This is a genomic window from Streptomyces sp. NPDC007983, assembly GCF_042958345.1.
In the GTDB taxonomy this organism is placed as follows: Bacteria; Actinomycetota; Actinomycetes; order Streptomycetales; family Streptomycetaceae; genus Streptomyces.
Window position 1 is genome coordinate 158,684 of record NZ_JBIBJI010000005.1, and the last position, 22,547, is coordinate 181,230.

Annotated in this window: 26 protein-coding genes and 2 pseudogenes; 10 read left to right on the plus strand and 18 right to left on the minus strand. The window is 70.1% G+C overall.

The annotated features are described in order from the left end of the window. Positions 1-75 precede the first annotated feature (75 nt). Positions 76-324: a hypothetical protein gene (locus ACFZCY_RS17710; RefSeq protein ID WP_391174080.1), complete on the plus strand. Its 249-nt coding sequence runs from the start codon at positions 76-78 to the stop codon at positions 322-324. Further along, the gene (locus tag ACFZCY_RS17715; RefSeq protein ID WP_391174412.1) at positions 305-952 is read left to right on the plus strand and encodes an HAD family hydrolase; all 648 of its coding nucleotides are present in this window, start codon (positions 305-307) and stop codon (positions 950-952) included. Before ACFZCY_RS17710 ends, ACFZCY_RS17715 begins: the two co-directional genes overlap by 20 nt. 37 nt (positions 953-989) lie before the next feature. Here the strand turns inward: ACFZCY_RS17715 and ACFZCY_RS17720 are convergent, their stop codons facing one another. The 11 genes from ACFZCY_RS17720 to ACFZCY_RS17770 form a co-directional block, all read right to left on the minus strand. Next, positions 990-1,682, minus strand: coding sequence for a 2'-5' RNA ligase family protein (locus tag ACFZCY_RS17720; RefSeq protein ID WP_391174083.1), 693 nt, complete (start codon positions 1,680-1,682; stop codon positions 990-992). Continuing rightward, on the minus strand, positions 1,679-3,094 hold the full coding sequence (locus ACFZCY_RS17725) for an extracellular solute-binding protein (RefSeq protein ID WP_391174086.1): 1,416 nt from the start codon (positions 3,092-3,094) through the stop codon (positions 1,679-1,681). The genes ACFZCY_RS17720 and ACFZCY_RS17725 overlap by 4 nt, the downstream gene beginning before the upstream one ends. A gap of 47 nt (positions 3,095-3,141) precedes the next feature. After that, the gene (locus ACFZCY_RS17730) at positions 3,142-3,963 is read right to left on the minus strand and encodes an ABC transporter permease subunit (protein WP_391174089.1); all 822 of its coding nucleotides are present in this window, start codon (positions 3,961-3,963) and stop codon (positions 3,142-3,144) included. Then, positions 3,960-4,799 carry an ABC transporter permease subunit gene (locus ACFZCY_RS17735; protein ID WP_391174092.1) on the minus strand — a complete coding sequence of 280 codons (840 nt, stop codon included), beginning with the start codon at positions 4,797-4,799 and terminating at the stop codon, positions 3,960-3,962. Before ACFZCY_RS17735 ends, ACFZCY_RS17730 begins: the two co-directional genes overlap by 4 nt. A gap of 148 nt (positions 4,800-4,947) precedes the next feature. Further along, complete coding sequence (locus ACFZCY_RS17740) at positions 4,948-5,961, minus strand: substrate-binding domain-containing protein (protein WP_391174095.1); 1,014 nt, start codon at positions 5,959-5,961, stop codon at positions 4,948-4,950. Next, entirely contained in the window at positions 5,954-6,577 is a 624-nt protein-coding gene (locus tag ACFZCY_RS17745; RefSeq protein WP_391174098.1) for an HAD-IA family hydrolase, read from the minus strand. Before ACFZCY_RS17745 ends, ACFZCY_RS17740 begins: the two co-directional genes overlap by 8 nt. A gap of 75 nt (positions 6,578-6,652) precedes the next feature. Continuing rightward, positions 6,653-7,147 carry a fatty acid desaturase gene (locus tag ACFZCY_RS17750; RefSeq protein ID WP_391174101.1) on the minus strand — a complete coding sequence of 165 codons (495 nt, stop codon included), beginning with the start codon at positions 7,145-7,147 and terminating at the stop codon, positions 6,653-6,655. A 40-nt stretch (positions 7,148-7,187) separates the two neighbouring features. After that, a complete protein-coding gene (locus tag ACFZCY_RS17755; protein WP_391174104.1) occupies positions 7,188-8,069 on the minus strand; it encodes a hypothetical protein in 882 nt (293 codons plus the stop codon). After that, complete coding sequence (locus ACFZCY_RS17760) at positions 8,059-9,825, minus strand: AMP-binding protein (protein WP_391174106.1); 1,767 nt, start codon at positions 9,823-9,825, stop codon at positions 8,059-8,061. Before ACFZCY_RS17760 ends, ACFZCY_RS17755 begins: the two co-directional genes overlap by 11 nt. 283 nt (positions 9,826-10,108) lie before the next feature. Then, on the minus strand, positions 10,109-10,648 hold the full coding sequence (locus ACFZCY_RS17765; protein ID WP_391174109.1) for a ZIP family metal transporter: 540 nt from the start codon (positions 10,646-10,648) through the stop codon (positions 10,109-10,111). 128 nt (positions 10,649-10,776) lie between these two features. After that, a complete protein-coding gene (locus ACFZCY_RS17770; protein ID WP_391174112.1) occupies positions 10,777-11,184 on the minus strand; it encodes a winged helix-turn-helix transcriptional regulator in 408 nt (135 codons plus the stop codon). 88 nt (positions 11,185-11,272) lie between these two features. Between ACFZCY_RS17770 and ACFZCY_RS17775 the strand changes: the two are divergent. Both ACFZCY_RS17775 and ACFZCY_RS17780 read left to right on the plus strand, forming a co-directional pair. Continuing rightward, positions 11,273-12,199: pseudogene (locus ACFZCY_RS17775) on the plus strand (NADP-dependent oxidoreductase); the annotation flags it as partial. A 238-nt stretch (positions 12,200-12,437) separates the two neighbouring features. Beyond that, the gene (locus tag ACFZCY_RS17780; RefSeq protein ID WP_391174114.1) at positions 12,438-12,626 is read left to right on the plus strand and encodes a hypothetical protein; all 189 of its coding nucleotides are present in this window, start codon (positions 12,438-12,440) and stop codon (positions 12,624-12,626) included. A 334-nt stretch (positions 12,627-12,960) separates the two neighbouring features. Here ACFZCY_RS17780 and ACFZCY_RS17785 read toward each other — a convergent pair whose 3' ends face one another. Then, positions 12,961-13,497 (minus strand): stealth conserved region 3 domain-containing protein, encoded by a 537-nt coding sequence (locus ACFZCY_RS17785; protein ID WP_391174117.1) that lies wholly within the window; start codon positions 13,495-13,497, stop codon positions 12,961-12,963. A gap of 24 nt (positions 13,498-13,521) precedes the next feature. Here ACFZCY_RS17785 and ACFZCY_RS17790 point away from each other — a divergent pair, with 24 nt between their 5' ends. The 3 genes from ACFZCY_RS17790 to ACFZCY_RS17800 all read left to right on the plus strand — a co-directional run bounded on the left by ACFZCY_RS17790 (position 13,522) and on the right by ACFZCY_RS17800 (position 15,561). Then, positions 13,522-13,782, plus strand: a complete 261-nt coding sequence (locus ACFZCY_RS17790; RefSeq protein ID WP_391174119.1) for a hypothetical protein — start codon at positions 13,522-13,524, stop codon at positions 13,780-13,782. Positions 13,783-14,338: 556 nt separating this feature from the next. Next, entirely contained in the window at positions 14,339-15,166 is an 828-nt protein-coding gene (locus ACFZCY_RS17795; RefSeq protein WP_391174122.1) for a calcium-binding protein, read from the plus strand. Between the two features lie 233 nt (positions 15,167-15,399). Then, positions 15,400-15,561, plus strand: a complete 162-nt coding sequence (locus ACFZCY_RS17800) for a hypothetical protein (RefSeq protein WP_391174126.1) — start codon at positions 15,400-15,402, stop codon at positions 15,559-15,561. Positions 15,562-15,753: 192 nt separating this feature from the next. On the opposite strand, the gene ACFZCY_RS17805 is transcribed toward ACFZCY_RS17800, so the two are convergent. From ACFZCY_RS17805 to ACFZCY_RS17815, 3 genes and pseudogenes are all read right to left on the minus strand, one after another. Beyond that, positions 15,754-16,281 (minus strand): SDR family NAD(P)-dependent oxidoreductase, encoded by a 528-nt coding sequence (locus tag ACFZCY_RS17805; RefSeq protein WP_391174129.1) that lies wholly within the window; start codon positions 16,279-16,281, stop codon positions 15,754-15,756. A 77-nt stretch (positions 16,282-16,358) separates the two neighbouring features. Beyond that, positions 16,359-16,511: pseudogene (locus ACFZCY_RS17810) on the minus strand (3-oxoacyl-ACP reductase); the annotation flags it as partial. Between the two features lie 170 nt (positions 16,512-16,681). Continuing rightward, entirely contained in the window at positions 16,682-16,822 is a 141-nt protein-coding gene (locus ACFZCY_RS17815) for a hypothetical protein (protein ID WP_391174132.1), read from the minus strand. A gap of 171 nt (positions 16,823-16,993) precedes the next feature. Between ACFZCY_RS17815 and ACFZCY_RS17820 the strand changes: the two genes are divergently transcribed. After that, a complete protein-coding gene (locus ACFZCY_RS17820; protein WP_391174135.1) occupies positions 16,994-17,995 on the plus strand; it encodes an amidohydrolase family protein in 1,002 nt (333 codons plus the stop codon). Between the two features lie 70 nt (positions 17,996-18,065). Here ACFZCY_RS17820 and ACFZCY_RS17825 read toward each other — a convergent pair whose 3' ends face one another. The 3 genes from ACFZCY_RS17825 to ACFZCY_RS17835 form a co-directional block, all read right to left on the minus strand. Beyond that, positions 18,066-18,761 (minus strand): SDR family NAD(P)-dependent oxidoreductase, encoded by a 696-nt coding sequence (locus ACFZCY_RS17825; RefSeq protein WP_391174415.1) that lies wholly within the window; start codon positions 18,759-18,761, stop codon positions 18,066-18,068. Between the two features lie 430 nt (positions 18,762-19,191). Next, positions 19,192-19,404: a hypothetical protein gene (locus ACFZCY_RS17830; protein WP_391174138.1), complete on the minus strand. Its 213-nt coding sequence runs from the start codon at positions 19,402-19,404 to the stop codon at positions 19,192-19,194. 473 nt (positions 19,405-19,877) lie between these two features. Beyond that, the gene (locus ACFZCY_RS17835) at positions 19,878-20,696 is read right to left on the minus strand and encodes a helix-turn-helix domain-containing protein (RefSeq protein ID WP_391174141.1); all 819 of its coding nucleotides are present in this window, start codon (positions 20,694-20,696) and stop codon (positions 19,878-19,880) included. Positions 20,697-20,825: 129 nt separating this feature from the next. Here ACFZCY_RS17835 and ACFZCY_RS17840 point away from each other — a divergent pair, with 129 nt between their 5' ends. Then, positions 20,826-21,656 (plus strand): phytanoyl-CoA dioxygenase family protein, encoded by an 831-nt coding sequence (locus ACFZCY_RS17840; protein ID WP_391174144.1) that lies wholly within the window; start codon positions 20,826-20,828, stop codon positions 21,654-21,656. A 73-nt stretch (positions 21,657-21,729) separates the two neighbouring features. Beyond that, entirely contained in the window at positions 21,730-22,062 is a 333-nt protein-coding gene (locus ACFZCY_RS17845) for a hypothetical protein (RefSeq protein ID WP_391174146.1), read from the plus strand. The last annotated feature ends 485 nt before the right edge of the window (positions 22,063-22,547 follow it).

Below are 22,547 nucleotides of genomic sequence, written 5' to 3' on the forward strand. Positions count from 1 at the left end.
ACGAGGTTGCCGGCCAGGCGGCCGCCATCGGCCGCCACCGCGGCGGGTCCATGGAGGCGGGCCACGCTCTGGACCGTGTCGGCCTGCGCCGCGTACAAGGCGGCCGCCGGCACCGCGAGGGCGGTACCGGGCAGGCTGAACGTGATGGTGCCGCCGAGCAGGGCTACGAACGCGATGCCGGTGACGGCAACCGCCGTGGCGACGGCCCAGGTACGGGTGACGGAGCGCCGTCTTACGAAGCAGGCGGTGAGGCCCGCCAGGATCGGGGCGCCGCCGATGGCGATCACCGTGCTGGTGGCCACTCCTGACAGCGCGACGGCGTAGGCGTTGGGTCACGTTCGACTGTTTCGGCACCCTCGTGAACTGGCGCCACGGCATCGCCACCGGTATCGAACTGGTCGCGCCCGGCAAGGGCTGGGAGCTGCTGGAGGTCTACAACCGGCACGAGCCGCAGGTGCGGCGCGAGCACCCCTCCATGCACTACAGCGATGTCCTGGCGGAGCCGCTGAAGCGGACGGCCGCCGAGGCGAAGGTCGAGCTGGTGGAGGAGGACACCCGCGCACTGTCGGCCGGCATCCCGTGCTGGCCGGCCTTCCCCGACACCCGGCAGGCCCTGCGCGAACTGCGGGAGTCCGGCTGGAACCTTGCCCCGCTGACCACTTGCGACCGGGTCGTCATCGGCGAGACCCAGCGCCGGCTGCGGGTTCAGTTCGACGCGATCGTCACCGCCGAGGACTCCGGTGCGTACAAGCCGGCCCACAACTCGCCGAGGTCGAGGGCTTCCCCGCCGGCTTCGCGACGCTGCGCGCACAGGGGGACGGCACGGTCGAGATCAAGGAAGTTCGTGCGCCCCGGGCAGCGCGGTGCGCACCTGGGCTCGCGGAGTCCGGACCGTCCGGCTGGGGCCCCGCTCTCGTCGTCTTCGGCGAGAGCGGGGCCGGCCGGCGGTTGAAGCACGGGCGAGCGAGGACGGTCGGCCCCGGAGGTACTCAGCGGGGCAGGCGCCAACTGCGGACGTGTTCCCAGGTCAGTGTCTGCCACCAGCGGCCCGTCCAGTCGTCGCTGCGGGTGCGGTAGAGGGCGACGGTGTTTCCCGGGAAGCTGTCGGAGAAGGGCACGGGGAGTGCGGTGGCGTACTCCTCGACCTCGGCGAACAGGTCCGGGTCCGGGCGTACGTACATGTCGTGCGAGAGCAGCGACAGGTGGGCCCGGAAGGTATCGGCGTCGAAAGGATGTGCCGCCGGGTTGGGCGCCGGTGTCTCCAAGGGGGCGATGGCCGTGTCGATCCGGGCGGCGAGGGCCACGAGCGCCGTGTTCGGCGTGGTGCCGTCGGCGAGGTGGTGGACGTCGTAGACCAGCCCCACCCCCTGGCGGCGGATGCCCGCGTTGTGGACGGTGAAGGCGGGAACGTCGGCCACCGCCCGGGTCACGGCCTCGACGATCTCCTCTTCGGGACCCGGGAGGTGCCGGCTGCCGACCAGGGTCGCGTGCGGCGGGAACGCGCCCGCCGAGACGAGCCCGTACTGCGCCCGCAGCTGGGCGGTCACGGCGGTGACCGCGGCACAGGTGACGGGGTCGGGGCGCAGATAGACTCCGTAGCGGTACGGGTCTCCGGGAGCCTGCGCGAAGCGCTCGTTCGAGGTCGTGGCCGTAGTTGCCGCCGTGATGATGTCGTCGGTCACTGCCCCGCCTGCTCCCGGTAGTCCTTGATCTTCGCCGTCGCCGCTTCCTGCGCCGCCTTCAGCGCGGCGTCGAGCGGCTTCTTGCCGCTGAACGCCTGCTGCATCTGCGGCACGACCGCGTCGCGCACCCCCTGCATGGCGCCGGTGAGGCAGCCAGAGGTGGCCGTCGTGGCCGGCGTATCGGCGAACTGCTTGTCGAGCACGGCGTAGGGCTCGTGCTGGGCGAGGAACGTCTTCCACGTGGACGAGTTGTCCACGTCGGTGTTGATGGGGGCGTATCCCGACGCCTTGGCGAATCGTTCCTGCGCTTCGGGCGAGGCGAGGTAGCCGATCAGCTTCCAGCTCGCCACCTGCTCGGCCGCGCTGTGCCCGGTCCGGTTCAGCCACATCGCGGCGCCGCCGATCGCGGCCCCCGCCGTGGAGGGCGAGCCGGAGAGCGGGTAGGGCAGCGCGCTGTAGCCCTTCATGCCCCCCTCGTTGAGGCCGCCGATCGCGCCACTGGAGTTGAACATCATGGCCGTCTTGCCGGCGGCGAACGCCGACAGGGCGGCGTTGCCGTCGTCGCCGGTGTCGAGGCCGACGCCGTCGGTGTAGAGCTTGGCCATGGTGCCGAACGCGGAGCGCTGCGGCCCGCCGGCCAGGGACAGCGCCGTGGCCCCGCCGGCCTTCCGGCCGTTGTCCGGGGTGCAGTAGGGGACCCCGGCCGCAGCGGTGAGCTGCTCGAACCACCAGCCGTCGATGGGCTGGTCGATGCCCTTCACACCCGGCAGCACGGCATGGACCTTCCGCGCCGCGGCGGCCACGCCCGTGAGCGTGCCGAGGGTCGAGCGGTCCACCTTCGCCCGGTCCAGCAGCTTGTCGTTGACGTACAGCAGGGGCATGGACGTGTTCAGGGGTACCGCGAGGAGCTTGCCTTCGGCCGTGTAGTAGTTGCGTGCCGCAGGGCGGAGCTTGTCGAGGTCGAGGTCCCCCGGGTTGGCGGCGGCCATGTCCTGGGCGGAGACCGTCTGCCCGGCGTCGCGCAGATAGCCGCTGGTGATGTCGTTGGTGATCATGACGCTCGGGGTGCCGCCGCTGCGGATCGCGGAGGTGTACTTGGCGATGGCGTCGGCATAGCTGCCCTGGTACGACGCCTTCACCACGATCTTTCCGACGTTGGCCTTGTTGAACGCGTCGATCTCCTTCTGCAGCGCCTGACTGGCCGGGGCGCCGATGCCGTGCCAGAGCGTCACGGTCACTGGTTTCTTCGCATCGGCCAGCGCCGACGGACCGGGCACCGCGTCGGCGGACTTGCCGCCGTCGGCGCTTCCGCAGGCGGTGAGGGTCAGGGCGAGGGCAGTCGTCAGGCAGCCGGCCGCGACGCGTGCTCGCGGTCCGGTCCGGGAGGGAGAGGGTGAGGGAAACAGGGGCATGGCGGATCGGCTTTCTTTCTCGGTTGCCCATGGGCGGGCTGTGGGGGCTAGGTGGTGACCCGCGCGGCCAGGCCGCGGACCAGGAATCGCTGGCCGAACAGGACGAGCAGCAGGGTCGGCAGAAGGACCAGGAGGGTGCCGGCGTAGATCACAGCTGGTGTGGTGACCCGGTCCACAACGAGTTGGGAGAGACCGACCTGGATGGTCCGCCGCTGGGGGGAGTCGGTGATGAGCAACGGCCAGAAGTAGCCGTTCCACGCGGACAGGGCGCACCACATCGCCGCCGTGACCAGCTGAGGCCGCGCCATGGGCAGGACGACGTGGAACAGCGCACGCAGGTCGCCGCAGCCGTCCATGCGGGCGGCCTCCCACGTTTCGCGCGGCAGCCCGAGGAACGCCTGGCGGAGCAGGAAGACCGCGTAGCCCGCGGCGAGATACGGGATGACGATCCCGAGCACGGTGTCGCGCAGCCCGAGCCCGCTGACGAGTTCGAAGTTGGGAATGACCAGGCTCTCCCCGGGGAAGGCCAGGCTGGCCAGCACCAGAGCGAAGGCGGCACCCCGGCCGCGCCAGCGGGGGAAGACGAACGCGTAGGCGGCGAGCGCGGCCGTGGTGAGCTGGGCGGCGGACTGCAGGGCGGTGACGGCCACGCTGACCATGTACTGCTGGGCCAGCGGCGCGGAGCCCAAGGCGGCGCGCACGTTGTCCAGGGTGAACCGGTCCGGCAGGGGGACGAGCCGGCCGGCGGCCACGTCGGCCGGAGGCAGCAGGGCGGTGACGACCGTGACGTAGACGGGGAACGCGACGACCACGACCACGGCGCCCAGCCACAGCCAGCGCAGCAGGGAGGCCACTCGGCTGCGTGTCATGCCCACCTCTTCACCATCCCGAACTGGAGCGCGGTGACCAGCAGGACGAGCAGCAGCAGGACCACGGCCAGGGCCGAGGCCGAGCCGACGTGCGGCAGCGCCTCGCCGAACGCGCGCTGGTAGAGCTCGAACACCAGCGTCGAAGTCGAGCCCGCCGGGCCGCCCCGGGTGAGGACCTGGACCTGGGTGAAGACCTGTAGTCCGCTGATCGTCTGGGTGACCAGGAGGAATATCAGGCTCGGCCGGAGCATCGGAATGATCACCGAACGCGCCATCCGCAGCCCCGACGCGCCGTCCAGTGCCGCCGCCTCGATGACCTGCTGGTCGAGCTGGGTCACCGCGGCCAGCAGGACGAGGAAGGCGAATCCGAACTCGTACCACGCGGTGGCGAGCGAAACGGCGACCACGGCCCACTCCGGAGAGCGCAGCCACTCCGGCCCGGTGACGCCGATGTGGTGCAGCACTTCGTTGAGGGTTCCGACCGCCGGAGCGAACAGGCCCGCGAACACGGCCGCCGAAGCCGCCGCCGAGTACGCGAACGGCATCGACAGCAGCACCGACACCACGGCCCTCGGCCTGCGCGCGGCCCGGCGCAGTGGGAGCACCGCCGCGAGCGCGCCGCCCACGGAGAGCAGCACGCTGAGCCCGGCGATCGCCACCGTGGTCAGCAGCGCCCGGCGCAGGTCCGGATCGGTGAACAGTTCGGCGTATTGGTCGAGGCCGACGAACCGGGTCGGATCGCCCAGCAGGTCATTGCCGTACAGGCTCAGTACGACGCCGCGGACGACCGGCCAATACGCGAAGACGAGGAGAAGGCCGACGCACGGCAGGACCATCAGCGGACCGGCGAGGCCGCGTGGGCGCCGGACCGGGCGGCGTGCTGCGCCCCGGCGGAGTGGAACGTTCCCAATCATGGGTGGAACGTTCCCACCCAGCGACGGACGGGCGCAGCGGCCCTCGGGTGAACACTGCGCGAAAAGCGGGTCAGCCGGTCGGCGGGCCGGTCGTACGGCCCACGACCAGCGTGCCGGACAATGCCTGGTGGTGGTCGGGCGGTTGCTCGCCGTCGAGCAACCGCACCAGCGAGTCCACGGCCTGGCTGCCGATCAGATCGATCGGCTGGCGCCAGTGCGTGAGCCCGATCAAGGGCGTCGCCAGGTCTCCGATGCCGTCGTAGCCGGTCACCGACAGCTCCCCCGGTACCTCCACATCCCGCAGACGGAGTTGTTCCAGCAGGGCGACCGCGTGCCGGTCACTGGGGGCCATCACAGCGGTGATCTCGGGATGTCGCAGCACTTCGGTTGCCCACGCGCCGGCCGTCTCGCGACGCGGCCCCGAGATCTCGAGCACGCGCGCTCCACGCTCCCGCAGGTAACGGGTCATGGCCGCCGTCCGCGGCCCGAGCGTCACGGAACTGCTGGTCGGGACGGTAACCACCGCGATCTCGCGGTGCCCAAGACCGAGGAGATGGTCGGCCAGCGCGGCGCCCCCTTCGTCCTCGTCACAGTAGACGCTGGTGATGCTCGGATGGGTCTCGGGACGCCCGGCCACGACAGTGGGCAGCCGGGTGGCGAACGAGAGGATCTGCTCGCTCGGCAGCAGCCCGCTGCACACGATCAGCGCCTCCACCCGCAGCATCGCCAGGGTTTCCAGCGCCCGGTACTCGTCGCTCACCTCGAACCCGCCGGAGCCCGTCGCGGTGACGACCCGGTAGCCGTGGAACGCCGCGCGCTCCTGCATCGCGGTGAGCAGGTGGCCGTAGAAGGGCGTCGCCGCGTCCCGGACGAACGCCCCGACGGTATAGGTGCGGTGGGCGACCATGGCCCGGGCCACGGCATTGACGACGTAGCCCAGTTCCTCCGCGGCCCGCAGCACCCGCCGTCGGGTCTCCTCCCCCACGCTGCCACGTCCCGAGACCACCCGGGACACCACCGACTTGGACACCCCGGCCCGCCGGGCCACGTCGATGATCGTCGGATTGCGAGGCCGGTCAGCCACCGAGCACACCCTCCTGGGCGAGCACGGCCGCGGCCGCGTCGGCTCCCGTCCACCTGTGGGCGCGCCAGCCGTGGGCGCGGGCCGCCTCGACGTTCTCCCGCCGGTCGTCGAAGAACACGACGTCCGAGGGGGCACGGCCGAGCCGTTCGTCAGCACTCCGGTAGACGAGGGGATCGGGTTTCATCAGCCCGAGATCGGACGAAAAGACCAGCGTCGAGAAGAGGCCGCTCCATGACGCCCGACGGATCGCCTTCGCCAGCGAGCCCGGCGCGTTGGACAGGACTCCCAACGGTATTCCGTGGTCTGCCAACCGGCCGAGCAGTCCGGCCGCTTCGGGCCCGAGGACCGACCAGCACTCGGTGTCGATGCGGTCGAGCCGGTCGACCCAAGCCTCGTTCAGCCGGCGCCCCAGATCCCTTGCGACCCGTTGCCAGTACTCATCGGGAGAGACACCCAGGTCGTAGGCATCGCGGTAGGCCCAGTACGGGCCGGCGAGGTCGGACTCGGGTACGTCGAGAGCAGCGGCCAGCGCGCCCAGCGCACGGCCGGACGGAGCGAGGACGCCGCCGAGATCCCACACGACCATCGTCGACGATTCATTTTGGGAACGTTCCACAAGCGACGATCCTAGCGGCTCGAAGAACGGCCGCCCGACCGGCCCTCATGACGTGGGCGGCCTCCCTGGCGAACCTCAGACCTCCAGCGTGATGCCGTACCGGCGCAGCCATCCGTCGAGGCCGAGGACCATCCACGGCATGTGCGCGTACCACAGGCCGCGGATGCGGGCCTTGAATCCCGTGCCGTGCAAGTTCGGCGAGTGCGGGTCGCCCTCGCGGTCGGCGAACTTGTGATGCCGGCGGTGGGTCGCCACCCAGAACAGCAGCGGGCCCTGCGCGGCCATGGAACCGGCGGCCATCAGGACGTCCTGGAACCACGGTGAGGTCTTGAACGCCTTGTGGGCGAGGTACCGGTGCAGCCCGATGGTGACGCCGCCCAGGTGCACGCAGTAGAACAAGCCGAACAGGACCACATCGGTCACCGTGAACCGCCCGGTCACCAGCAGGTACGCGGCCGCGACGGTACCGATGAGCGGAAGGACCATGGTGGTCAGCGCGGAGAACCTCTTGATCCGCAGGCTTCTCGGGTCGAGCCGGACGATGCCCGCCGGGGCGCTGGGAGCCGACATGGTTCGGTCTTCCTCCTCTCAGGTTTCCCGGGCCGCGGTCCTACGCGCCGGATAGCGGACCTCGGATACCAGTCCCGCGCGGTCCAGGAGGCTGATGACCCCGCCGGTGATGTCGATCTGCCAGAAGCGGTGCCGGTTGTGCGCCAGCGACGGCTGGGAGTGGTGGTTGTTGTGCCATGACCCGCCCACGGAGACCGGCGCGAGCACGGCGAGGTTCTGACTGGAATCCCGGGTCCTGTACGGGCGGCGGCCCAGGGTGTGCCCCAGCGAGTTGACCGTCCACGTCACATGGTCGAAGGACGAACATGCGGGCGAACCCGCCCCACAGCAGTCCGCCGAGCGCGTCCACCGGCCGGCCGGTCACCGCCCAGCCCACCGCTGCCGGCAGGGCCAGCCCCAGAGCGATCCACCAGGCGTAATAACGATCAACCGTGCAGACATGGCGATTGCGCAGCAGGTCGGGGACGAACGTGACCCAGCCCTCCCGCCGGACGGTGAACAGCCAACCGACATGGCTGTGCCACAGACCGCGCAGGGCCGCCAGCCGCCCCTCACCCCGCGGGCGCGGCGAGTGCGGATCGCCGTCCCGGTCGGCGAAAGCATGGTGTTTGCGGTGCACTGACACCCAGAACAGGATCGGCCCCTGTGCCGCCATGCTGCCCGCGACGCCCCACAGGAAGGTCAGCACCGGGCCGGCGGAGAACGAGCGGTGGGAGAAGAACCTGTGCAGCCCGCCCTCGACGCCCAGTGATGTGACGAGGTACATGCCGAAGAACAGCGCGAAGTGCAGCCATGACCAGCCTTGGTGGACCGTGAAGACGATCGCGGCCGCGAAACCGGCCGTGGATCCGCCAACCGTGGCGCAGGCGAGCACGAGCGCGGAGCGATCCCTCGGTGGCGCGGTATCGGCTTCAGCGTTCATGGCCCGGCTCCCCCGCGAGATCGCAGGGCACGAGATCACAGGGCACGAGAGCGCCGCCCAGGGTGCCTTCCAGATACGCCTCCTGCGCGGCCCCCCGGCGGATCTTCCCACTGGTGGTCATGGGGATGGTGCCGACCCGCACGAGGTGCGCGTCGGCCGGCCGGACGCCGTGTTCGGCGGCGACCGCCGCCAGCAGACTGCCGCGTAAGGCGTCGAGCTCGACCCGGGTCCGACGGCTGTCGCGCACCTCGGCGACCACGATGATCTGTTCCTCGGACGTGCCCCGGTACCCGAAGGCGACGGACCGGTGTACGGACGGGTGGACACGGTCGACCGTGCGCTCGATGTCCTGCGGGTAGAGGTTCCGGCCGGCCACGACGAGCAGACCGCTCATCCGGCCGGTGACGAACAGCTCGCCGTCGCGCAGATAGCCGAGGTCACCGGTGCGCAGATACTTTCGCGGACCGGCTCGACCGGCGGGCGTCGCTCCGAACGTCGAGCGGGTCAGACCGGGTTTGCGGTGGTAGCCGGCGGCGACGCCCGGCCCGTGCACCCAGATCTCCCCGATCTCGCCATCGGCCAGCACCCGGCCGACATCCGGATCCACGACAAGCAGCTCGTGGCCCTCCGGCGCGCCCCCGCAGCCGACCATGGGCACGCTGTCGCCCTCCGTGCCCGCCACCCGGCCACGCGACAGCTCCTCCCGGTCCACCCACTCGACGCTGAGGGGCGTCCCGGCCGTTTTGGCCGTCACCAGCAGCGTGGCCTCGGCGAGCCCGTAACACGGGATCAGGGTCTTCTCCCGGTAGTCCCGGGGCGCGAACCGCTCCCGGAAGGCGTTCAGGGTGTCGAGCACGATCGGCTCGGAGCCGCAGAAGACGTGCCGGAGCGACGACAGGTCCACACCGGCCAGATCCTCCTCGTCCACCGTGTCCGCACACAGCTGGAAGGCGAAGTTCGGCGCGACGGTGATGGTCACCCGGTGTTCGGTGATCGCCTGGAGCCAGCGGGCCGGCTGCTGCACGAAGTGCTCCGGCGTCATCATCAGCAACGGCCAGCCGCCGTGCAGCGCCAGCATGATGGTCCCGATGAGCCCCATGTCGTGATAGGTCGGTAACCAGGTCAACCCGATGCGATCGTCCTCCGCGCCGATGTGCCGACCGATGGCGTGGCAGTTACTCATCAGATTGGCGTGCGTCAGCTCCACGCCCTTCGGATCGCCCGTCGAGCCGGACGAGTACTGGATCAGCGCTGTGTCCGTCGGCCGCACCGGATCGTCCAACGCCGTCGAGACATGGCTGTCGGCCGCCTTCGAGGGAGGTTCGTCGTCCAGCGGAATCAGCTGCGGCACCCTGTCCCCACCGGCCGCCATCCCGGCGAATCGCCGCTCATGGCGGGAATCGGCCAGGATCGCACCAGGCAGGCAGTCGGCCAGGATCGAACGCAGCCGGGTCACGGCCCGCCGGTTGGTCGGAGGAAAGGCCGGGACGGCCGTCGCACCGGCCTGGAGTATCCCCATCAGCCCCGCCACGAACCGCAGTCCGGGCTGACCGGCCAACACCACGCGGTCGCCACTGTGTCCTCCGGACCTCAACCGCGCCGCCACGGCGTCGGAGTACCGCTTCAGGTCGCGATAGGTCCACGATTCAACGCGGTTACTCGTCCCGTCAGCCAGAAGGCGGAACGCTGGGCGGTGCGGCGTGAAGCGTGCCCGGACAGCGAGGATGCCGGTGAGCGTCGCATCCGGCCGGGACATGTACAGCGCGATCTGTGAGCACGCTCGATCCTGCTGACGTGTCGCGACCTCCTCCAAACCCCTTTCCAGAGCCGACCCGTTGAGCGCTCCCACCACTCAAGATGAAACTCCTGGAGTCCAATGGCCTGGTCACGTTGCGATCCCTCACCAGGGCGGTGGACAGCAGACAACAGCCGATCAGGCGCGGGCGGTAGCGTAACTCTTCACCTTCCGCTTGACCACAGGGCAGATGGCCGGTCGTCCGCGCTGCGCTCGGATGCCGGGAGGAGAGGACGGCGGGTTCTCAGATGTGGGACAGCGCGAAGGAGACCAGGAAGCCGCTGACCGTGACCAGCCCGATCGCCAGGTGAGCCTTCTGGAACGCCTCGGGGATCATCGTGTCGGCGATCATGGCCAGGATCGCCCCGGCGGCCACGGCGGTCACCCCGGCGACCACGGACGGCGAAAATCCCCCGACCACGGTGTAGCCAAGCACCGCGGAGAGGGTGCTCGCGGCGGCGATGGCACCCCAGGCCCCGAAGACATAGCCCTTGCTGCGCGCGGCCTTCTTCATCCCGGCTGAACTGGACAGGCCCTCGGGGACGTTACTGATGAACACCGCTGCCACCGTGACGAGACTGACGGCGCCACCGTCGAGCAGGCTGACCCCGATCACCGCCGACTCGGGTACGCCGTCCAGCAGCGCCCCCAGCGCCAGAGCGAGCCCCGAGCCGCCGTGTTCCTCCTCGGACGGCTGGGCCTGCCCTGTGTGGTGGCCGGCCATCACCAACGCGATGGCCTTCGGCGGCACGCGCAGCCCGTAGCCCAACGATGCTCCCAGCAACAGCGCCGAGTCTGCCAACAACCCCCAACCCGCCTGCCTGTATTACCTCGGGCATGCCGCCCCGTGTACCCGTGCGAGCGGCGATGACTCCGGGCAGCGTCGACCGGCGGCGGGCCACCACCGGATCCTCACTGGCCGCCCACCTCAAGCGCCGCTTCGCCGCCACGCCGGACGGCGAGCTGCGCGGCGTCGAGCGCATCGAGCACTGCGTCGCCGTTCGCCCTCGCCCACTCGGTCAGCATGTGGATCGGATCGATCAGCGTCGCCCCGAGCGGGGTGAGCTCGTACTCGACGCGGGGCGGCACCTCGGCGTAGGCGTGGCGGCGGATGAGTCCGTGCGCCTCGAGCCGTCGGAGCGTCTGGGTGAGCATCTTGCGGGAGATGCCGCCGATCAGCTCGATCAGCTCGCCATGACGCACCGGACCCTCGCTGAGGCCGTAGAGCACGACCACCGTCCACTTGTCGGCGATCAACTCGACCGCCAGCCGCGCCGGACAGTCGGCGAGAAAGAAATCACCGGGAACGAAACCGCTCATGGCGCCAAAGGTAACCGCGCCACAGGTACCTGCTGGTTCCTATCGGAAACCTAGCCTGGGCTCTCCCCCCCCCGAAGCCAGGAGAGTCATGCGAGTCATCACCCAGCAGACGCTCGGCGGTCCCGAGGTGCTCACCATCGTGGACGCGCCCGAGCCCCAGCCCCTCCCGACCGAGGTTCTCGTGCGCGTCAAGGCGATCGGGCTGAACCCGCTGGAGGCGCGCCTGCGCGCCGGCGAGTTCCCGCTGATCGGCCGGCCGCCGTTCATCCTCGGCTGGGACATCAGCGGCGTGGTCGAGGAGGCGCCGCAGACGTGGCGGTTCAGGCCCGGCGACGAGGTGTTCGGGATGCCGCTGTTCCCGCGGGCGGCGAGCGCGTACGCCGAGGTCGTGTCGGCGCCGGCGCTGCACCTGGCCCGCAAGCCGGCGTCGCTCTCGCACGTCGAGGCGTCGGCGCTGCCGGTCGTCGGGCTGACGGCGTGGCAGGGCCTCGTCGACCTCGGCGGCGTGAGCGAGGGCGACCGTGTCCTGGTTCACGGCGGTGGTGGCGGGGTCGGCCACGTCGCCATCCAGATCGCGAAAGCGCTCGGCGCGCACGTGATCGCGACCGCCGGCGGGAGCAAGCGGAGGTTCGTCGAGGGGCTCGGCGCCGACGAGGTGATCGACTACACGGTGGTCGACTTCACCGAGGCGGTCCGCGACATCGACGTCGTGCTCGACACGATCGGCGGTGACACCGTCGAGCGGTCGCTCGAAGTGCTCCGCCCAGGTGGTCACCTGGTGACGGCGGTCGCCGAGGAGGATGCGGAGCTGACGGCCACGTACGAGGCGGCCGGCATGCGCTTCAGCGGTATCGCGGTCGACCCCGATCCGGTCGCCCTGCGAGGTCTCGTCGCACTCGTCGAACAGGGCAGGCTCCGGGTCCACGTGCAGCAGACGTTCCCGTTCGAGCGCGTCGCCGACGCGCACCGGCTCCTCGACGGCGGTCACCTCCAGGGCAAGCTCGTCCTCACCGTCCCCACGGCAACGCCGGACTGCTCGGCTGGGTGCCAGGCGGATTCGCCGTCAGTATCACCGTCTACGTTCTCGCCGTCGTGGGCGGCGTAGCCGTTGCCACCTGGGCCCACGCTGCGGCGAAGGCAGTCGGACGCGACAGCTGATGGGTCGGCTGGACGGGCATCGCGACGCAGCTGGATCGCTGACGGCGTCGGGCGCTCGACAGTGAAGAACAGTCCGGCTGTGCCGGCGCGGGGTGATGCAGCAGGCCGTCCGCGACGGTCTCGTACAGATCAGCCCCACACGGATGTCCGGCTGGCAGTCCGAATACCAGCGGGCCGAGGACGAAATCGACGACCTTCGTACCCTGGCGCCGTCCGACCGGACACCCTTGAGCAAACTCGCCGAGGCTCCGGTGCAGCGCTCATATGACCAGTATGCGGGCTAGGGCAGCGTCGTCACGATCGCCGCTTGAACCGCTGCTCGGATCGGCGAGGGGGTGCGGGTCAAGGCCATCGATCCGGTCAACTGGATCTGGACCGTGTGCCGTCAGACCACCCCGACACCCCCGGGGGCTCATCGACAAGGGCACCAAGGACAATCGCCTTCTGGCGACACCCAACAAGGACCGCGCAGAGGAAGAAAGGCAGCCATGCTGGCGCGGGATACTCATGGTCTGCCCGAGAGCACCGCCTGTGTGCCATATCTCCGCACACACCACGCGCACCGAGCCGGGAGCCAGGCATCAGCCAAGCGTTGATCATTCCAGCCGCACAAGTTCGTCAGCGCTCGTAGCGGCGGGGGAAGGGGAAGTAGTTCTCCAGGAAGGTGTGGAGTTCGGCGGTGACGCGCTCCTGTTCGTTCTCCGGCGTGTTGACATCGTTCAGGCAGAAGAAGTCGTGGCTGCGAGAGGTGAGTTCGGCGAGAGCGTCGGTGATGTTCGGCCGGGCCACGTCGATGTAGCGCAGCTTGTACTTGGCCGGCACTGCCCGGCCGGTGAGGTAGGTGTAGTGGTGGTGCAGGGATGTGGCCATGGCGATGTCGGTGACCGAGCGGAAGCGTGAGCGACTGGTGCGGGCGATGTCCTCGGCGAAGCGTTCCTCCAGCTCCTGCATGACCGTGCGCCGCTGGGGGTGTGGGGTGTGCATGAACTTGTTGACGGTGAACCGGGCGTGGGTGTTCCGCAGCAGTGCGCGGACGTTCTTGCCCGCGGAGTTCGGCGCGGGGTCGTCGGGGTGTGGTGCTCCCAGGCCGAGTTGGAAGGGTGAGAAGGGGAGCTTGGCGACGCCGTTGCCGTGGAAGAAGTGCCCCGCGGTCAATTCGACGCTCTACGCCTCGATGCCGTGGCCGAGGCGGCGACCGGCAAGCGCGATATTGAACTGCTCGCGGGGCTCCCGGACACTTTCGCTGACGGCCGTGACGGACAAGCTGTCGGGCTCTTCCGCCTGTACACCTACAAGGGCGGGCAGTTCAGTCGTCGGCTCTTCCAGCTGAGCAGAGAACTGCGCCATGCGCTGATCGTCCTCGCCGATCGCTCGCCGATGCCGTCCCCTACGTGCGGGGACGTCTTCCGGTGGGCGGCCGAGGCCGGCCTGCCGCAGTGACCACGGAGACCAGACGAACTGCCGAGGGCCGCTGTAGGCGAGCGGCGGGCGCGTCGCGTACCGGGCGGCGAGTTACGGCGACCGAGCGCGGTGATGGCAATCCCGGACGCGCGGTCCGGACGGTGGCCTGGGTCCCGCGGCCGCGCGACCGGTCGAAGTCCTGTACTTCTCCAGCGGCCGGCTCCGGCACGCCGGACCGGATTCGCTCCACCGGAGGCGGGTGTGGTGCGGAATGCTGAGCCACGTGGCGGAAACGCAACCGCGCTGGCGCGCCGGCACGAGCAGCCACGAGCCGGTTGCCAGGGAGCGGATGTCCTGAGCGGTGCACCGGCGGGCGGTGCCGGGGGGGACGTGGACGGACTCATGGGAATTCCTGCCGCTCGCAGAGCGCGCATTCCGACAACGCGGAGAAAAGTCCCGGTGTCGTAGGGGTGAACGCGAAATGGGAATTCGGAAAGATCGGTGAACAGGGCATGGGAGTGGCACAACCCCGCGCGGATTTTCCACGTCGAAACGGGTGATCGGAAATCAGATCCACTCCCCACGGAGGTCTTTCGTGTCCACCCTTGGCCCGCGCTCCCGCCGCGTCCGCCCGGTCGGTGTCGCCGCCTTACTGGCCGTCGCTGCCAGCACCGGACTCTTCGCCTGGAACGCCCAGGCCGCCACCTCGCCCGCGTCGTCGTCGCCGGTGTCGCCGGCCGCGTCGCCGGCCACCGTGACCGTCACCGACGGAGTGATGGCCTACACGACGGCAGACGGCCAGACCAACAAGCTCATCATCAAGCGGGTCAGCGAGACCGACACCACGCTGACCTTCGGCGTCGACGACGTTGTCGAGATCACCGCCGGCACCGACTGCACCCACCCCACTACCACCGACCTGACGTATGTGACCTGCACCGTGCCCGTACCCGACCCGGACCACGGCGGCGACCAGGGCAACGTCGAACTCGGCGACGGCAATGACAGCGTCAAGATCTCCGGCGGCGATGTGAACGTCTACGGCGAGGCCGGGGACGACACCATCGTCGGCGCTTCCGTCGCGGTGGGCGGCGACGGCGACGACACCATCAGCCAGGCCACGAACGCGAACGGCAACGCCGGCAACGACACCATCACCGACTCGTTCGCGGTGTGGGCCGGGGACGGCGACGACACCGTCATCGGCGATGACGTGGCCAACGAGATCTACGGCGGCGCCGGCGACGACTATCTCGACGGTGCCGGCAACGATGACTCCATCGACGGCGGAGAGGGCGACGACACCATCAAGGGCGGACCGGGCAACGACTACCTCTTCGGCGGCCCCGGCCAGGACGGCATCGACGGCGGGCCCGGCAACAACGTCATCGACCAGGACGGATCCCTCCCTGAGGGGTTCTGAGGGGTCCTGAGGGGACCTCAAGAGATCGCAAGGGACTCAGGGACCTGAACTACAAGACGGCCCGGGTCGACGACCCGGGCCGTTCCGCCGCCGAACGGGCAGACGGTCGACTCGGCCGGTTCCGCCCGTGCTTCGTCGGCGGCCGAGGGTCGGGAAGCTCGGCGGAAGCGGTGGCCGAGGAAGGAGCGCTGGGGGCCGCCCAGCTCGGTGAGCCGAAGGCGAGGAGACTGCCCGTGGCCGGCCCGGTGACCACGGCAGTGGCCCAGCGGCGCATCATCCTCATGCCCACCACCGTCCTGAGGAAGAATGCCGGCAGCGATCAAGAAAGGGAGCGTCGTGCGGCTGACGATCGACACCGGGACGGGCTGGACGATGGCTCGGACGGCGTCCGTTGATGGCTCCGGCGGCGCGGGCGATGTCGATCACTCCAGGCGGCCTGGCCGGCGCCCGAGGTGGAACCGCCGGTCAGCTGTCGTGCGAGGCCCCGGCGACCTCTCTGGCCGGGGCGGCGACGGCGGTTCGATCAGAGCCCACTACTCGTCGTCCACCATCCACAGCCGAGCTCTCACACCTCACGAACGGCCGAATCACTCCATGCCTTCGCCAACGGTGCGGTCAGTGCACGAGCAGGCCGCCGTTGGCGTCCCAGCACGCTCCGGTGACCGCGTCCGCGTATTCGGCAGCGAGCAGGATGGCCATGTCGGCGACGAACCTGGGGTGCCCCAGCCGTCCGGGGTCGTCTGCTCGATCCTGGCGGGCGTGTCCGGATCGCCGCTCCGGCAGACCACCGGAAGGTCCTGCGGTCCTGGGGAGATCGCGTTGACGGTCACACCGTGCGGACCCAGTTCGCAGGCGAACACCTTGGTGGGCGTGGCCACTCCCGCCTTGGCCGGCGCATAGTGCGCGTCGGTTGCGGTACCGCCGTTCTGCCCTGCGAGGGAGGCGATGTTGACGATGCGCCCGTAGCCGCGTTCGGCGAAGTCCTCGCCGAAGACCTGGCAGCCGAAGAGGGTGGCGTCGAAGTTGGTCGACACTGCCGTGCCGAAGCTCTCGGCACTGATCTGCAAGCCCCCTTCGACCGGGGACAGTCCGGGGTTGTTGACCAGGACGTGCACCGCGCCCCACCATTCGGCCAGCTGGCGGCCAACTGGTCGAGCACTCGGCTGAAGGCGTTCTTGTCGTGCACGTCCAGGCCGAGCCCGACCGTGTTCTCCCGACTCGGGTCGAGGTCCGCGGCCGTCTTGGCGGCGGCCCCCGCGTCGAGGTCGGTGAGCGCGACGCGGTAGCCCCGGTCGTAGAACCTCCCGGCGATGCGGGCCCCGAAGCCGCATGCCGCGCTCGTCACCTCGTCCGGGGCTGCGGTTGACCAGGGTCGGCGCTGGACGCGGTTCCACGCCTCGGCGTCGTCGGGGTCTCCGAAGCCGAACGGTTCCTGGAGAGGCTTGTGGATGCGCAGCGGCTCCCGGTTGGGGGCTTCCCCTGCGCGGCAAGGGGTGGCCGGGGCCGGAGGGCCGCTTATGCCGCGAGCTTTCCGGCCGCCAGGTCCGACGGGTGCTGGGCCAGCGGTGTGACGTCGAGCGTCAGGTAGGGGAAGAGCGGCGCCATGCTCGCCGTCCGCGAGGGCGACGAGGTCCCCGCCGCGAAAGCACCCGGCATCAGGGCGATGCAAGCCGTCGCCCAGTGAGGCCGGGCAGCGCCGTGCCGCGTGAGCCGCGGCACGGCACGCCGACCGCTCGATCGGCATCGGGGCCGATCGCAGGGACCGGCGCGTAGGACATCCCGCACATTCGACCGTCGCACGCACAGCAGTCCAGGAGGAATGCCGTCATGCATAAGACAGAGAAGATCGCACTCGAAGAACACTTCGGGGCCATCGACCCGAACATCGTGGAACAGTCCGCGACACACTTCATCGCCGACGCCTGGCCCGCGCACCGCGCCATGCTGCTCGACATCCACGACAGCAGGCTCCGCCTCATGGACGAATGCGGCATTGAAAAGGCCGTACTGTCCCTGCTCTCGCCCGGCATCCAGGCGCTGCACGACCAGGCACAGGCGGTGGACGACCCGGCACAGGCGGTGGACTGGTCGTATCGGCTCAACGACCACGCCGCCAAGCAGGTCTCCGACCGGCCGGACCGTTTCGCGGCGTTCGCCGCGCTTCCCCTCCAGGACCCGGACGCGGCGGCCGCGGAGCTGCGCCGGGCGGTCACCGAACTCGGGCTGGTCGGGGGCCTGATCAACGGCTTCTCCCAGGTGGGCGACGAGGACACGGTCGTCTACCTCGACGACAGCCGCTACGCCGCGTTCTGGGCCACCGTGGAGGACCTCGGCGTACCCGTCTACCTCCACCCGCGCGGCCCCCTCCCGCACACCAGCCCGAAGTACGACGGCCATCCCTGGCTCTACGGCTCGGCCTGGGCTTTTTCCGTCGAGACCGCCACCCACGCCCTACGGCTCACGGGCAGCGGCCTGTTCGACCGCCACCCCGGGATCAACGTGATCCTCGGCCACCTGGGCGAGCTGCTGCCGTTCAACATCTGGCGTACCGACCACCGGCTCGCCGTCGCCCCACGCGGCCTCGGCGTCCAGCACACGTTCGGCCACTACCTGCGCACCAACTTCTACCTCACCACCAGCGGCAACTTCCGCACACCCGCGCTGCTCAACACGCTCGTGGAGGTGGGCGCCGACCGTCTGCTCTTCTCCGCCGACTACCCCTTCGAGGACATGCGGGAAGCCGCCGAGTGGTTCGACCGCCTGGAACTCAACGAAGGCGACCACACCAAGATCGCACGCACCAACGCCCAGCGACTTCTGCGGCTGTGACGACAAGACCGCCCCCGGCGAGGACCGACAAGTGATCGTCGATGCGCCAAGCATCCACCTCAACGGTGGATCACCAGGGCATCTCACCGTGGCGGTCACGGAAGGTTCCGGTCGGTCCGTCCGCCCCGATGGTGGCGAGCTCGACGATCGCGTCGGTCCCCTCGGTCACTGTCTGCGGACCGCTGCGCCCGGTGAAGTCGGTCGCGGTGTAGCCCGGGTCGGCCGCGTTCACCTTCACGTCCGGCCAGGACTTCGCGTACTGGGTGGTCAGCATGGTCACGGCAGCCTTCGACGCCGTGTACAGCGGCGCGATGGCCCGGCCCTCGACGCGCCCGGCGTCGTGGGTGGCCGCGAAGGATCCCATGCCGCTCGACACATTGACGATCACCGGGCTCGCGGACTTGCGCAGCAGAGGCAGGAACGCGTGCGTCACCCGGACGATCCCCACGACGTTGACCTCGAACACCGCGCCGGCGTCAGCGGCCGTGATCTGGTCGGCGGGGCTGTGCGTCCCGAAGACGCCGGCGTTGTTGATCAGGACGTCGATGCCGCCCTCGCGAGCCGCGATATCGGCGGCGGCCGCGGCCACCGACGCGTCATCCGTCACATCGATCTGGACGAAACGGGCACCGAGTGCGTCGGCGGCCGCCTGGCCGCGCTCTGGATCGCGTGCGCCGATGAGAACGGTGTGGCCGGCCTCGATCAAGCGGCGGGCGGTCTCGTACCCGAGGGATTTGTTGGCTCCTGTGATGAATGTGGTGGTCATGTGTCCACCCTCGGTCGGTGAAAGCAGAACCAGTGCCCTCTGCGACGGTAGGACGGCCAGCACCAGAAACAACAGCTGCCCAGGGCATCGCGCCGCTGGTGCGACCGGCTTTCTCCGATCGACATCGGCCAGGCTCCGCAGCCCGAACGACATGCGGTGGGTTTTGTCGACGGGCTGCTTGATGGGGGTGGTCGCCTCGGTCATCGGGGCCTCCTACCGGCGTCCGTACGTCATCAGCCAGCTGCAGAACACGGCGCACCAGGTCGGGGCCGCAGAGTTCCCCCGCGCCCTCGGTCCTATGGCATCGATCGCCACGGTGATCAGCGAGGTGGGCGCGGAGAGCACCCGCTTGTACGAGGCGCCCGGCAACGGTGAGCCCGTCATCTGCAAGCTCACCGCCCAGCGCCGTTGTCGGCGGTCGGACCAGCGGTCAGACCATGGGAATCAGGACCGCGGGAAGATCACCGGCCTGAACGGCTTCCTGATCGATGGACAGTCCGCAGTAGTTGCCGACGGCTGTCTCCTCGCCCGGTGCGGGCCGCATCGACTCCACCGTTCGGTAGCCGGTGGCCCACGTCGCCATGCCCCAGTCCTCCAGCACGTACACCCAGTCGCCGCACGTCCCGTACATCGCGCGATTCACGGGAGGCGACTGGTCGCCTCGCCTCCTCGCCGGCACGACGAGCCCCTTGCAGGGGGTACGGCCGGCGAGCTCGTCGAGGCCGGCACCCAGCGCGATGAGGACTCGTCCGCGTCGACGCCACGGGCGCAGGTAAGCGATATCCCTCCGAGCATGCCGGGCAGGGCGGCTGAAGTGCCTGTGGTGCCGTGTGTGCCTATCCAGGCGATTCCGTCACTCATGCGGGTTCCTCTAGATTCGGGTCTCCGGGCAGACGTCGAGTGTGGGTGTTCCGGCCGGGGCCTTGCGGTCGGTGAGGGCGCGGGTGCGTCGCGCGATGGGGCGGGGCAGGAACTGGGCGGTGCCGGACTGCCGGTGAATCCTCTCCCTGTGCGCGCGACAGGCAGTTCGCGGTTGGTGGTGTCGGCGTCCATCTCGCCCGGGCAGTCGCCAGGTCGGCCGGCACCTTCGGCAGCGCGCCGCGTCGGAGAACATCCTCAGGCGCCGGGGCCGGGCGCTCCGTCGCGGACCGCCCGCGGCGAGGCGCCGAGTTCGCGGCGGCAGGCCTTGTTGAACGCCTGGAGGTCCCCGATCCCCACCGACGCCGCGATCGTCGCGATCGGCAGCGTCGTCTCGCGCAGCAGGTGCCTGGCCCGCTCCATGCGGCGGTGCCGGATGTGGGCCACCACCGTGTCCCCGGTCTCGGCCCGGAAGAGCCGGGTGAGGTGGTTGTGCGAGACGCCCGCCCCGCGCGCCACGTCCGGCACGGTGAGCGGCTCGGCGAGACGCGACTCGACGTACGCGATCGCGGCGGCGACGGCGGGGTGCCCGCCGCCCGTGCCGGTGGGGACGGACAGCTGCGCCACGCGCCACAGCACTGACCACACCTCGGCGACCGCCTGCGCCGGGGCCCTGGGGACGGCCGCGATGGCCTGGAGCAGGAGGCTGGAGAGCAGGGCCGTCTGGGCCCCCGCGTTCTGCACCACCGGCACCGTACGGGCCGCCCCGCGGTCGGGTAGCCGCAGATGGGCGTACAGGTGCTCGGAACGCCCGCGATAGCGGTAGCGCACCAGGACACCGGGCGGGACGAGGCTGACGTAACCGGGCCGCACGGTGTACGCGACGCCGTCGACCGTGAGCTCGGCGGTGTAGCGGTAGAGGTGCAGCTGCCACAGGTCGGGCAGGCGGAAGACGTCGCGGGGGCGCCGCGTGCCGTGGACGCCGACGCCGAGCCCCTCGATGTGCGGGGGCGAGTCGAGCCGGACCGGGACCCGCTGCGGCTGGGACTTGGGAGCTGCTCCCGTCATGCCGGTCATGCCCGTCATGGTGAAAAATTACCAGAGGTAGTGAGCAAGGCCCACGCGTCCCGGGGTGGCCGCGTTCTAGCGTCGTGGAGACGAACCACGAGTAACCACCCGCTCCCGCTCTCCCGACCGGAGGAGAACATGGCCGCCCGACCCGTTCGCGAACAGCTCCTGACCTCGGCGCGCATGGCCCGGTTCGTGGCCCACGGCTTTCTGCGCCTCGACTCCGTCGTCCCCGACTCCCTCAACGACCAAGCCCTCGATGTGCTCGCCGCGGGCGTGCCGGCCGTCCGCTACGGCACTCCGGTCGCCGAGGCGTTCCCCGAGGGCTCCTTCGCGCGCAGCCTGCTCGACCTCCCGGCCATGGCCGGTGCGCTCTACAGCCTGGTCGGCCCGGACCCCACCATCGACCACCACGCCGTGCACATCCGGCAGCCCCGGGAGGGCCAGGCCCAGCCGCTGCACGGTGACGCCATCATCGATGTCCGACCGGACGCCTTCGACGTCCAGCTCATGTACTACCCGCGCGAGGTGACGCTGGAGGCCGGCGGGACTCTGGTCGTGCCGGGCAGCCATCTGCGGCGCACCAACGAGAGCGACACCGGCCGGTACCAGAACCTGCTCGGCCAGCAGCGGATGGTGTGCCCGGCGGGCACGGTGCTGATCCTGCACCACGGCATCTGGCACGGCGGCCGGCGCAACGACAGCGGTGTCCCCCGCTACATGTTCAAGATCCGCTTCAATCCGACCGTCCCGCAGGTCCGCCTGTGGAACACCGACGACCTCGGCGACCCGGCGGTGGCCGAGGAACTGCGGACCCGGTTCCCGTGGTACGAGCAGGCGACCGGGCGGCTGGAGTTGCACAACCGGATCAGGCTGTGGCGGGCGCTGACCGGGGACCCGTCCTTCGATCTGGACCACTGGGTGACCCGGGTGACCAACCGGCCCGGCAGGGCCACCGTCGACGCCTGAGTGCCGTCCCGCCCGCCGCCTCCGCCCCCCTCCTCCCTCCCCCGCCGTCGCCTCACACCAGGAGCTGTCCACCGTGACCACACAGCCCACGACCGCCGAGCCCGCCCTCACCAGCGCCGTCCGGCAGCAGGTGCTCGTCCTCTACCTGAACAACTCCTCCCTCGACAGCGGCGTCATCGGCTGGGCGCGCTACGACGGCACGGGCGCCACGTCACCCACCGCCGGGGACGGGGACGAGCCGCCGTACGCCACCGGCGTGGCGGCACTGCTCGACGGCTGGCGGCTGTTCCAGGCGTCGCAGCTCATCCCGCCCTACCCGGGCCACGAGTACGACGTGTCCTTCCTCAAGCACGAGTTCCTGTTCGAGAAGCTCGTCAACACAGCCACGGCCACCGGCCCCGCGTAACGGCCCCGCCGGGTCCGGCCCCGCCGTGATCCGACGCAGCTCGGGCACATCACCTCAACGCACCGTGTCATCAACGGGATTCAGCCCCCGGACGGCCCGGCGAGGGTCGTCATCTGACCTGCGCCGCCGTGCTCCCCGGGCCATCAAAGGTTGTCAATATTCAGATCAGCGGTGGCCGACCGGGCGCGGTTGCAGTTTGGCGCCATTTCCAGGCCCCATAAGAGGAGGCAGCCCAGTAGTCGGCAGAAGATCAGGTAGAGCAGTCGCAGACCTACGACCACGGATCATGCCCATGCTCAGGCAATCGCAAAGCCCCAGGTCAGCCACAACGACGTCACCCACCTGATGCCCCCGCTCGGCGACACCTTCCCGCCGGCCCGAGGCGGGTCGGTCACGAGGGGAGGGCCCCGGCGCGTCGGCGGGCTTCGGAAGCAGGGGCTCCCGCGAAACCCGCATGCTTCGACGCCCCGTGCGGATGGCGTACG